Origin of the sequence: Desulfovibrio sp. 1214_IL3152 (genome assembly GCF_036763055.1) — a bacterium.
In the GTDB taxonomy this organism is placed as follows: Bacteria; Desulfobacterota; Desulfovibrionia; order Desulfovibrionales; family Desulfovibrionaceae; genus Desulfovibrio.
The window spans coordinates 1-10,132 of the sequence record NZ_JBAIYW010000289.1 but is presented as its reverse complement, the minus strand read 5'-3'; the positions used below and the strand labels follow the sequence as shown (position 1 = coordinate 10,132).

Genomic DNA, 10,132 nt, shown 5'->3' with positions numbered 1-10,132 from the left:
CGGCCCCGGCATTACCTGCTTTGCGGGAAAAAATGGGGGGAACCTCCACGCCCGGCGTCATGGCCGGCGTGCCGGTCTTTACCCTGACGCCCGCGAACCTGCCCCCGGAAAACGCTGAGCGGGTTCTGCTGTATTTTCACGGCGGCGGCTACGTGCTGGGGCCGGGTGAAACCGGCACCGACGAAGCCATCCTGATGGCGGGTATCGCAGGGTTCCGGGTCATTTCCGTCGATTACCGTATGGCGCCGGACCATCCATACCCGGCCGCCATTGATGACGCTATCGCCGTTTACAAGGAGCTGCTCAAGACCGTGCCGGCGGAAAAAATCGGCGTGTTCGGCACCTCCACCGGAGGCGGGATGACGCTTATCCTGGGCCTGCGCGCCAAAGCCGAAGGCTTGCCCATGCCAGGAGCGCTCGGAGCGGGCACCCCCTGGACGGACTTGACCAAAACCGGCGACACCTACCTGACCAATGAGCATGTGGACAACGTCCTGGTCAGCTACGACGGCTGGGTCGGCCAAGCGGCCAAGCTATATGCCGCCGGGCATGACCTGAAAGACCCCATGCTTTCCCCGGTTTACGGTGACGTTTCCGGTTTTCCGCCCACGATGCTGACCTCGGGCACGCGCGACCTGTTCCTGAGCAACACCGTACGCATGCACTACAAGCTCCGGCAAGAGGGCGTTACGGCGGATCTGATCGTTTTTGAGGGCATGTCCCACTGCCAGTATTACTTTCTTCCGGACGCACCGGAAACCCGCTTCCACTTCACGCAGCTTGGTGAATTTTTCGGCCGACATTTGGAGTAAGGCGCCCAACCGGCAGCGCTGTAACCCACAAACACTTGCGATAATACACAGAATAAAAAAAGAGGATCCTCATGGAAGACATCGAAAATAAAGTCATTATCATCACCGGCGCCAGCAGCGGCATCGGAGCCGCCGTCGCCCGCAGGCTCGCTAAAGAAGGCGCTACCGTGGCGCTGACCGCCAGGCGCGAGGACAAACTGAAAGCCGTGTGCGAGGAAATCACCGCTGCCGGTGGCAAGGCGGCATATTTCGCTGCCGATATCAGCGTGGAGCAAGAGGTCAGGGCAATGGTCGCCAAAGTAGCGGACGCCTTCGGCCGCGTCGACGTCATCTTCAACAACGCGGGCCTTATGGCCATGGCGCCCATGTCCGCATGCAAGACCGACGAATGGGACAAGATGATCGACATCAACATTAAGGGAGTGCTCTACGGCGTGGCCGCAGTATGGCCCATCTTTGAAAAGCAGAATTCCGGCCACTTCATCAATATATCTTCCGTGGCAGGCCTGCGCGTCGCCGCAGGCATCGGCACTGTCTATTCAGCTACGAAATTCGCGGTCAAGGCCATATCCGAGGGTATCCGCATCGAGTCCGCTGGCAAATTCCGCGCAACGGCTATATACCCGGGCTACATCGAATCCGAGTTGATGTACGGCAGTTCAGATAATGAAAGCAGAAAGGGGATCGTGGCCGCTTACGAGCAGTTCGCCATCTCGGCGGACCGCATCGGCGATGCGGTTGCCTACGCCATATCCCAGCCCGCAGACGCTTCGGTCAATGAAATCACCATCCGGGCCACCGCCCAGGACTTCTAGCATTTGCATCCCATTAAAAAAGGCCGACAAGAGATTTTCTTGTCGGCCTTGTGTCGTTTTTTACCGGCTACTTTTCATACCAGGGTTTGCCGCCCGCCATGGCGCTCTCCCAGGCTCCCCTGGTGTCCACTCCGGCGTTGGCCGCGATGCGTTCCAATTCCTCCATCTCTTGGGGAAGAAGTTTTACCCTGGCGGCTTTGGCCGCGTCTTCCACGTGCGATGGTTTGGTGACCCCGACCAGCGGCGTGGTCCCCTTGGCGATGGCCCAGGCGATGGCGACCTGAGAGACGGTCGCGTCATGTTCCTGGCCGATGCGTTTCATGGCTGCGACCAGGCTCTCGATCTTGGGCATGAGCGGATTATACCTGGCCGCCCGCTGGCTGCCTTCCGGGAGGGGATTTTGGGTATCGTATTTGCCGGAAAGAGCGCCCTGCTCAAGCACCATGTAGGCGAAAAAGGCGACGCCTTTTTCACGGCAGTATTCCAGGATGCCTGCGTCCTCGGAAGCCCGGTACAGCAGGCTGTAGTGGTTCTGCACCGCGGAGATGCCAAACCCCTCGGCCGCGAGAATGCTTTCCACGCGTTTGATCTGTTCCAGGTTGTGGTTGGAGACTCCGACATGCTTCACCCGGCCGCTTTTAAGGAGCGGGATGAGGCCGGGCGTCCACTTTTCCACATCGGCCGGGTTATGGATCCAGTACAGGTCGATGTAGTCCGTGCCGAAGCGTACCAGGCTGGTTGCGAGCATGGCCCCCATCGGGTCCGGCGAGGCCGCGTCGGCGATCTGAGGCGTGAACTTGGTCGATATGGCCACGTCCTTGCGCGGGTGTTCCTTGACGAAGTCGCCGAGGATGGTTTCCGACGCGCCCATGCCGTAGACTGCGGCCGTATCCCAGAGGTTCAGCCCGTTTTGCAGCCCGGCCTCGAAGACCGGTTTCAGCTGGGCCTCGTTCAGGTTGTTGCCGAATATCTCGTTGCCACCCACGGCGCCGACGCCCCAGGACCAGGTTCCCAGGGCCACCGCGGGTATGTTCATTTTCGTGTTCATTGTTTCTCCTTGATTGTCAGGGGTGCGCATCAGGCCTGCGGGAGGGCGAGCCCCATCCGGCGCGCCTCGGCCGGGTGCTCCGTTCCCTCGATATCCTCACGCGCGTAAACGGCCTTGGCGTACAAAGTGCCCTGATCCTCCCAGGGGAGATACTTGAGCATACAGCGGTAGTTGGCGTCCACGGCGTCCATGCTCCATTCCGCCGGGCCGCCGCAGGTGGCGAACATGGCAGACTTTTTGGACAGGGTTCGGAGTTCGTCCCGTTTCGCCCGGAAGCGGTCCATGACGACTTTCAACTGGGCGCTCATGTTGTAGTAGTAGATGGGCGTGACCAGGACGATCATGTCCGCGGCAAGGACCGCCGGCAGTATCTTGTCCATGGAATCGCGCTGCACGCATTGGCCCCCGTGCGAATCGCAGTAGTAACAGGCTCTACAGGGCCCGACCTCTTCAAAGGCGGCGTCGATCCGCTGCACGTCATGCCCTTTTTCCAGGGCGCCCGTGATGAACTCGTCGGCCAGGAGCGCCGACGTCCCTTTTTTGCGCGGGCTTCCGGTAAGTACCAGTATCTTCATTTTCGTATCTCCGTGTAAGGCTGCCAGGGAGAGCCCGTTTCCGAGCGTCGAGCCGAGCAGGGTAACAACGACCGCGCCGCCCGCGAGCTGCAGCAGCCGGCGGCGTGGAATCGTGGTGGTATCAGGATTGGGTTTCATGAGCCTTATCGCTCAACAGCTTGCCGCCGACGGCGACGTTCTCGAGGTTGTTTTCCTTGATGAAAACGTAGAAAAATTCCTTGTCGATGCCGGTTATCCGGGCAGCGGACTCGGTAAATTCCTCGGCGATTTTTCTTTTTTGCTCCACGTTCATGGGCGCCATTTCCAGGGTGATGGTAGGCATGGGGTTCTCCTTTTTGAATGGAACCTTTCTACCACGCCTCCGGAGCCGTGCCTACACATTGGCAGGATAATGCAAAAAACAGCGCATTTTGTATCTATATGATTTTGCCTCCCCACCCTATAAAAAATCATGTTGTACGGGCCGGACGTTCCGGCCGGAAACCCGAGAGGAAAACTATGTTGAGAGTACTGATTTTGGCGGCGCTGGCCGTGATTCTCGCCTTCCCGGCGAGCGGGCTCGCCGCTGACAGACAAGGAGATACCGCCATGGCAAAAGTCAGGATTACCTTTGACGGCAAGGAAGCCGTAGCCACACTGTTCGACAATCCCCAGGCCAGGGATTTCATGGCCATGCTGCCGATGACCGTGACCCTTGAAGACTATGCCGGCGCGGAGAAGATTTATTACCTGCCGAAGAAGCTCGGCACGTCGGGCGGCCAGAACGCCGAGCAGGTGAAAGGCGACTTCTGCTACTACGCCCCGTGGGGGAACCTGGCCATTTTCTACAAAGGCATGGGCTACGGAACCAGCCTCTACGTCCTCGGCAAGCTCGACTCCGGCAAGGATAAGCTCGGCGCCATGGGCAAGAGTTTTACCGCGACCTTTGAAGTGATCGAATAATCCGGCTCGTTGAACCGGTAAATTCATGGACGGCTGCCCCCGGTGGAACCAGGGCAGCCGTTCTTCACGTTTGACTGTTCGCTTCCGTTATTCCTGGGTTTTGGAGTCCCAGGCGGCAATGCTCTTGGCCACCTTTTTGCGCACGTTTTGCCAGGTGTGCCGGGTCAATGCCGAATCTTCCATGACATCAAGCATTTTTTCATAGAGCGGGAGCGGCACGGCATAGGTCAGCTCGTCGGTTTTCATGAATTTGCGCGCGGAAATGTCCAGTCCGCCGAGCACGGCCTTCTCTTCGCCTTTCTGCTGGTACACGAGCGGCCACGAGACCAGGTAGGAGCATCCGGGGCCGAACGGCGCCACCACCGAGTGGTAATCGCCGGTCGCGTACATGGTCAACGAATACAGTCCGTTGATGACCTCGGGCCGGGCGAAGAAATTGACCACCAGCGGCCGGTCCCCGCCGCCGAACTGGTCCAGCGGCTTGAAAATACAGTATTTGCCGGGTGCTTCGGGCGGCATGACCTCTCTCATGAACTCCCGCATGCATTCCGGATTCGGCAAATAGTGCTCGCCCTCCATGCCCATTTCCGGCATGCCGGTGGAAACATAGGCCACGTTGGTTTCCAGGAAGGGCCGGTACAGCCCGGTGTAGTACCCGCCGCCCATGCAGCCGCATTCCTCGTGGCTTATCCAGGCGGCCTTCTTCTTTTTCCGAGCCAGCCAGATATTGCCGATGATACAGGAGAAATTGCCGAAGGCCTTGTGCCAGTCGATCTCCCCTGCAATTTCCCGCTCACGGGTAAAAAGCTCGCCGGGTTTCGGGCCGTACCCCTCGGGCTTGACGTCGTCGTAATACACGCCGAACGGCGCTTCATCGTGGCCCAAAAGCTCCATCAGCCGGTTTGTTTTGTCCAGAATTCCCTGCATGTTCCGCCTCCTGATCCCCTCGTTGGGTGCGTTATTTGTGACTTTTTGCCGTTTCCTGGAGATTGTGCTTGATGCGACCGAGAACCTTCAGGCAAATGCGGCGCTCCTCTTCGTCAATCCCGGTCAGCGCCTCGTTCAAGGTCGCCTGGACCGCTTTCAGGCAATCCTGCTTGATGCCGTCCGCCTGTTCCGTGAGGCTCAAAATCTTACGACGCGTGTCCACGGCATCGGTGCGCCGGGTGATCAGTCCCTTTTGTTCCATAAGCCGCAAGGCCCTGCTGGCGGTCGACTTGTCCACGCCGGCCACCTTGGCGATCTCTTCCTGGGCGATATCCCCGCGGTTCCAGAACTGCATCATCAAGCCCCACTGCTCGGAGGTGAGCTCGAGGCCCAGTTCCTCCATGTGCCGGTGCAGGGCGGAAATGAGGTGTTTGTTGGTGGTGTAGGCCATGAACCCCATGCAGACTTCGGGGTCGTAGAAATTGTCGGGCATGGTCGCCTCCTGAGTGAGCGGCGCTGTTGGTTTCCTTATGCTAGTTTAGTTGTATTAAGAAACTGTTGTATTTGTCAACCAAGTGCGCGAGCTTCGTTACCCAATAAAAAGGAACCCCCCGGCCTAGCCGGGGGTTCTTCATATGCGCCTGTAAGGCTTTCTTACCAGCCGCGCCCTAACAGGCGCACGGGCGATCTGACATTTGCATTTCTGTTACTTGCGGCCCGTAAACGGGCTCCCTGGGTATGGTAAGCTCAGTTGGTCGCCAAGCTTGTCTGACCCAAGCTGATGCTTAATGTAGTCCTGAATCTTGGCTTTGTTTTTACCTACCGTATCAACATAATATCCACGGCACCAAAATTCTCGATTGCGGTATTTGAATTTCAAGTCGCCGAATTGTTCGTAGATCATCAGGCTGCTTTTACCCTTTAGGTAGCCCATAAAACTTGAGACACTCATTTTGGGGGGAATCTCAAGCAACATGTGGATGTGATCAGGACAACACTCTGCCTCAACTATTTTCACATCTTTCCATTCGCACAATTTCCGCAGAATTTCGCCTATTGCTCTTTTCTTTTCACCATAGAACACCTGTCGGCGATACTTAGGGGCAAAAACAATGTGATATTTACAGTTCCAGCGCGTGTGGGCTAAGCTTTTCGTGTCACCCATCGTGACCTCCTTTTGATTTGTTGACTCGCAGTTGCCAGACCGCGAGATTTTTTAACAAATCAAAAGGAGTTTTACTCACTTGGGCAAAGCTATAAGCTTTTTAGAACCCCCCGCCTAGCGGGGGGTTTTCTAGTTACAAAAATTGCCGAGGCTGCTGCCCCGGCTTTTTCATTTTTGCGTTGAGCGAACGCCCTCTTTCGACATTCGCAGCGCTAATTTATTAATGCTGAAGCGATGGTGAATCGAGCCTCATTCTCATTTCGTCGATAATTCTTCTCAAACTTTGGTTAAAATCATCTTTCTTAACAATCTGCGTATTCGCTCCAAACAATCTGTGAACCTTCACTTCATCAGATGTAGGCGGCATGCTATTAAGATAATTTGTCCAGTTTGATAAAATACGTTCAATCTCAGTCCGTTGTTTTTCCGTAATCCTACTATTAAGTTTCATTGTCGTTTACACTACCGCAAACAAAAAAATTGCACAAGTTAATTAAGTAATTTTTTCCAGCCTGTGCTGAATGACGCACTTTGCTTTGACGCCAATTAATGCAAAAAAACAGCAAAAGGGCCTGTACTTTTACAAGCCCTTTGCCCTATCTGGCACCGAAAACGGTACTGGATCCACAAAGGATTGCTCCAGCCATTTTTTTAAATCAATTAAATTACCTTTTATGACGCCAGGATGCGCGGCACACAGCAAACAAGCTGGACTGGCTGCTCGCAGCCTCCTGTACCTCACTCTGCCCCGCCCCCCTCTAAGTAAACTGCGTAAAGGAAAGGGCCGAGTTCCCTCGGCCCTTTCCTTTAATATTTTCCACCAAGCGGTGGTATGACCATAGCTGAATTCAGCCCAGGCGTTAATTGCTTTTCATTGGCGTTGTTCACCAAGCATAATGCAAGGCAAACAAAAATAGCAGGGTGGACTTTCCTCATCTTGGGAGACATTCTTCATATGCTAGTCCTCCTTGTTATCTATGAGGATGCTCTAGAGCTTGTCTTATTTATGCAGAAAAATCCCGCTGAAGGCAAGAAAAATATAATTAATTTTTATAGCTAGTTACAAAAATACACACCTTTAATCCGCCAGACAGGGTAATCATCCCCTTTTTAGTAGCTCTCCAAAGTAGAGCCTATGCCGCCAGCTTACGTTTCATAGCTGGAGTGATGCCGCCAATGCCCATGTTTGGTCGCTCATTGTTATATGTCCACAGCCAGGCCGTAGCAAATCCCTGTATTTCTTCCAGGGATTCAAAGATATACTGATTCAGCCAATCATAACGAACTGTTCGGTTGTAGCGCTCGATGTAGGCATTCTGCTGTGGTTTTCCCGGTTGGATATGCCGTATTGCAATGTTCCGCTTCTCTGCCCACGATAAGAGCCTGGCACTTATGTATTCCGGGCCGTTATCGCAGCGAATTTCTTGCGGGCAGCCACGCCACTCGATGATTTGCTCCAGTGTTCGCACCACGCGTTCGGCTGGAAGCGAGAAGTCTATCTCAATCCCAAGCCCTTCACGGTTAAAGTCGTCAATAACGTTCAAAAGCCTGATCGTTCGCCCGTCCCGGAGTTGGTCATGCATAAAATCCATTGACCATACCTGATTAGCAGACTCCGGTACGCTTAATTCCTCAGGTTTATCACGCTTGAGACGTTTTCGAGGCTTGATGCGCAAGTTCAACTCCAACTCTCGGTAAATTCGATACACGCGCTTATGGTTCCAGGCATACCCTTTTACGTTACGCAAATAGAGAAAACAGAGACCAAATCCCCAGTTGCGCTGCACTTGCGCCAGTCCAAGAAGAAGCTCAGCAATCAGGCTGTTCTCGTCAGAAAGCTTATGTTCATAGCGATAGCAGCATTCACTGACCTGAAATGTCAGGCAAGCTTTGCGAATACTGAGCTTACGCTCGGAAACGGCTCTTTTGGCCATCTCAACGCGTTGAGATGGCCTCACCAATTTTTTTCAAGGGCTTCCTGCAAGACATCGTGGCGGAGTTGGACATCGGCATACATCCGCTTCAGACGGGCATTTTCTTTTTCCAGATCTTTCATTCGTGCCATCATGGATGCATCCATACCGCCGAACCTGGCGCGCCATTTATAAAAAGACGCACTACTCATGCCGTACTCGCGGCAAAGTTCTGGAACGGGCACCCCATTTTCGGCCTGTTTTAAAATCGCCAAGATTTGACTGTCCGTGAAGCGTGACTTTTTCATTGTAAAATCTCCAGATTGCTTATTCTCGGAAATTCTACTTTGAAATGCTACTTTTTTCTGGGGGGATTACCACGGCAGACGCGCGGAAATAACCGGCGGGAGTAGGTGAGCACCGTCAGGAGATGACCGGAGCCCGGAAGAATCCTGAAATGACAAGAGCCGGAAAATCGCTGTTTTCAGCGCTTTCCGGCCTTTGCGAAATTTTGATGGGAAAAATGGCGGAGAGGGTGGGATTCGAACCCACGTGCCCCGGTTAAGGGACAACTCGATTTCGAGTCGAGCGCGTTACGGCCAGCTTCGCTACCTCTCCGCAGGTCTGGGACACAGGGTCCGCGACCGAAGGCAGTGTATAGCGCATCTTGCCCTGAATGGCAATGGGCGCTGTTGGTTGCAAGGCAGTTTTTCAGGCTTTTGGGCTGTGCCGGATGAGGATAGCCAGGGCATTTTCATTTTGAAATTGCTCTGGCGACTGCGGGAGAAGGCGTAAGCGCAATTTATTTGCGCTGTTAAGCGCCGAAGTAAACTTTGAGAGTGGACATTCTCAAAGTTAATCTGCTCTGAAAAGGCGCGGTCAACTGGTTGACGACTGATGGCCAGGCCGCCGACGGACGAGGCGCTCGCCGCGCGGCGCTTACCGGCGTTCCAGTGCTGCAATGACCTCCAGGGCGTCTGGTTGGCCCGGGTCTTCCTGAAGGGCGCGAAAGGCCATGTCTTCTGCGACTTGCCGCTTGCGCCATACCAGGTACAGCTTTGCCATCTTGCCGAATGTGGAAGCGTGGCCGCCAAAAGTGCGCAGCACTGCTTTATAGATATTTTCGGCTTTTTCGTATTCGTGCAATTCCATCCATGCAGCCACCGCCCCTGTATAAGCGGCAGGTTCTCGTGGCTGGATGGAGATGGCTTCTTCATACATTTCCGCGGCTTCCTGATACAGGCCAGCAGCGGCGAAAATCTGGCCTACCTGGATGCGTATGCCATCTTCCTGACTGAATTCCTCAACCACCCGCTTTAGAAATGCCCGTCCTTTGGCAAGCTGCCCTTCGCGTACAAATTGCAAGCCAGTCTCGATCAGGTGCTTTTTCCGCTCCATTCGCGCTGCAAACTCCGCCTGCACGCAATTTTCCGCCTCTTTTTGCAAAATTCGGCCCAGGCCGTCCAGCACGGTCGCCAGGGCGGCTTCTTTGCCCTGTTGAAAAGGGATGCCCCTGGGCTTGCCCGTGCGCGCCGGGTCCAGCAGGGGTTGCATGGTCTGGTGCTGGATAAGGGAAGACAGAAATTCGCTGATCTGGATGTCCAGTTCGGCTCTGGCGGCGCGCAGCATCCTGGTTTCGCCCATACGCCGCAGGGCTTCGCTCATGGCAGCCAGGGAGCGCTCCACTTCGTCCCGCCGTAAATAACCTACAGCGCGGGCGATATTTTCACGTATGTCCTTGGGGGCAGTTGTCAGCATGGGCTTCCCGCCTGTTGCCAGTGGGTTCGTACGGATTCTTCGCTTTCACGCAGGATTTCAAACGCCGCCCGCGGCAGCAGAAAATCCACGCGCCGGTTTGCCAGCCACAAGGCACGCAGGCGCGACGCGCTCACATCCAGCCAGGGCAAGGGCAGAAAATGCGCCATGCCCCCGCCC

12 protein-coding genes, 1 tRNA gene and 1 pseudogene are annotated in these 10,132 nt (G+C 55.1%); 4 read left to right on the top strand and 10 right to left on the bottom strand.

All coding sequences use genetic code 11. From position 1 onward, the window contains the following. Positions 1 to 812 (top strand): alpha/beta hydrolase (locus V6C07_RS06200; RefSeq protein WP_333535488.1); only part of this gene is annotated, 812 nt, incomplete at its 5' end. A 71-nt stretch (positions 813 to 883) separates the two neighbouring features. Beyond that, a complete protein-coding gene (locus V6C07_RS06195) occupies positions 884 to 1,627 on the top strand; it encodes an SDR family oxidoreductase (RefSeq protein WP_333535487.1) in 744 nt (247 codons plus the stop codon). Between the two features lie 67 nt (positions 1,628 to 1,694). Here the strand turns inward: V6C07_RS06195 and V6C07_RS06190 are convergent, their stop codons facing one another. From V6C07_RS06190 to dmpI, 3 genes are all read right to left on the bottom strand, one after another. After that, positions 1,695 to 2,675, bottom strand: coding sequence for an aldo/keto reductase (locus V6C07_RS06190; protein WP_333535486.1), 981 nt, complete (start codon positions 2,673 to 2,675; stop codon positions 1,695 to 1,697). 29 nt (positions 2,676 to 2,704) lie between these two features. Continuing rightward, the gene (locus V6C07_RS06185) at positions 2,705 to 3,250 is read right to left on the bottom strand and encodes a flavodoxin family protein (protein WP_333535485.1); all 546 of its coding nucleotides are present in this window, start codon (positions 3,248 to 3,250) and stop codon (positions 2,705 to 2,707) included. Between the two features lie 121 nt (positions 3,251 to 3,371). Then, positions 3,372 to 3,572 carry a 4-oxalocrotonate tautomerase DmpI gene (gene dmpI / locus V6C07_RS06180; protein WP_333535484.1) on the bottom strand — a complete coding sequence of 67 codons (201 nt, stop codon included), beginning with the start codon at positions 3,570 to 3,572 and terminating at the stop codon, positions 3,372 to 3,374. A gap of 266 nt (positions 3,573 to 3,838) precedes the next feature. Here dmpI and V6C07_RS06175 point away from each other — a divergent pair, with 266 nt between their 5' ends. Beyond that, a complete protein-coding gene (locus tag V6C07_RS06175) occupies positions 3,839 to 4,192 on the top strand; it encodes a cyclophilin-like fold protein (RefSeq protein WP_333535482.1) in 354 nt (117 codons plus the stop codon). An 87-nt stretch (positions 4,193 to 4,279) separates the two neighbouring features. Here V6C07_RS06175 and V6C07_RS06170 read toward each other — a convergent pair whose 3' ends face one another. The 3 genes from V6C07_RS06170 to tnpA all read right to left on the bottom strand — a co-directional run bounded on the left by V6C07_RS06170 (position 4,280) and on the right by tnpA (position 6,284). After that, complete coding sequence (locus tag V6C07_RS06170) at positions 4,280 to 5,119, bottom strand: DUF169 domain-containing protein (RefSeq protein ID WP_333535481.1); 840 nt, start codon at positions 5,117 to 5,119, stop codon at positions 4,280 to 4,282. Positions 5,120 to 5,150: 31 nt separating this feature from the next. Next, positions 5,151 to 5,612: a MarR family winged helix-turn-helix transcriptional regulator gene (locus V6C07_RS06165; RefSeq protein ID WP_333535480.1), complete on the bottom strand. Its 462-nt coding sequence runs from the start codon at positions 5,610 to 5,612 to the stop codon at positions 5,151 to 5,153. 213 nt (positions 5,613 to 5,825) lie between these two features. Then, complete coding sequence (tnpA, locus tag V6C07_RS06160) at positions 5,826 to 6,284, bottom strand: IS200/IS605 family transposase (protein ID WP_333535479.1); 459 nt, start codon at positions 6,282 to 6,284, stop codon at positions 5,826 to 5,828. Between the two features lie 832 nt (positions 6,285 to 7,116). Here tnpA and V6C07_RS06155 point away from each other — a divergent pair. Beyond that, on the top strand, positions 7,117 to 7,344 hold the full coding sequence (locus V6C07_RS06155; protein WP_333535478.1) for a hypothetical protein: 228 nt from the start codon (positions 7,117 to 7,119) through the stop codon (positions 7,342 to 7,344). A 73-nt stretch (positions 7,345 to 7,417) separates the two neighbouring features. Here the strand turns inward: V6C07_RS06155 and V6C07_RS06150 are convergent. The 4 genes and pseudogenes from V6C07_RS06150 to V6C07_RS06135 all read right to left on the bottom strand — a co-directional run. Beyond that, positions 7,418 to 8,505 (bottom strand): IS3 family transposase gene (locus V6C07_RS06150; RefSeq protein ID WP_333535477.1). Its coding sequence is split into 2 segments (ribosomal slippage): positions 7,418 to 8,253 and positions 8,253 to 8,505, totalling 1,089 coding nucleotides; the frame shifts between segments, so codons are not numbered across the junction. 216 nt (positions 8,506 to 8,721) lie between these two features. Continuing rightward, positions 8,722 to 8,815, bottom strand: a tRNA-Ser gene (locus V6C07_RS06145). 321 nt (positions 8,816 to 9,136) lie between these two features. Then, positions 9,137 to 9,955, bottom strand: a complete 819-nt coding sequence (locus tag V6C07_RS06140) for a tetratricopeptide repeat protein (protein ID WP_333535476.1) — start codon at positions 9,953 to 9,955, stop codon at positions 9,137 to 9,139. After that, a pseudogene (locus V6C07_RS06135) lies at positions 9,949 to 10,132 on the bottom strand (nicotinate-nicotinamide nucleotide adenylyltransferase); the annotation flags it as partial. The pseudogene V6C07_RS06135 and the gene V6C07_RS06140, both read right to left, overlap by 7 nt.

What these genes read in the sequence shown, in the direction of transcription:
- V6C07_RS06185 (WP_333535485.1), bottom strand. Translation starts at nt 3,250, where the DNA reads ATGAAGATACTGGTACTTACCGGAAGCCCGCGCAAAAAAGGGACGTCG.
- V6C07_RS06190 (WP_333535486.1), bottom strand. Translation starts at nt 2,675, where the DNA reads ATGAACACGAAAATGAACATACCCGCGGTGGCCCTGGGAACCTGGTCC.
- dmpI (WP_333535484.1), bottom strand. Translation starts at nt 3,572, where the DNA reads ATGCCTACCATCACCCTGGAAATGGCGCCCATGAACGTGGAGCAAAAA.
- V6C07_RS06155 (WP_333535478.1), top strand. Translation starts at nt 7,117, where the DNA reads ATGACCATAGCTGAATTCAGCCCAGGCGTTAATTGCTTTTCATTGGCG.
- V6C07_RS06140 (WP_333535476.1), bottom strand. Translation starts at nt 9,955, where the DNA reads ATGCTGACAACTGCCCCCAAGGACATACGTGAAAATATCGCCCGCGCT.
- V6C07_RS06175 (WP_333535482.1), top strand. Translation starts at nt 3,839, where the DNA reads ATGGCAAAAGTCAGGATTACCTTTGACGGCAAGGAAGCCGTAGCCACA.
- V6C07_RS06170 (WP_333535481.1), bottom strand. Translation starts at nt 5,119, where the DNA reads ATGCAGGGAATTCTGGACAAAACAAACCGGCTGATGGAGCTTTTGGGC.
- V6C07_RS06195 (WP_333535487.1), top strand. Translation starts at nt 884, where the DNA reads ATGGAAGACATCGAAAATAAAGTCATTATCATCACCGGCGCCAGCAGC.
- V6C07_RS06165 (WP_333535480.1), bottom strand. Translation starts at nt 5,612, where the DNA reads ATGCCCGACAATTTCTACGACCCCGAAGTCTGCATGGGGTTCATGGCC.
- tnpA (WP_333535479.1), bottom strand. Translation starts at nt 6,284, where the DNA reads ATGGGTGACACGAAAAGCTTAGCCCACACGCGCTGGAACTGTAAATAT.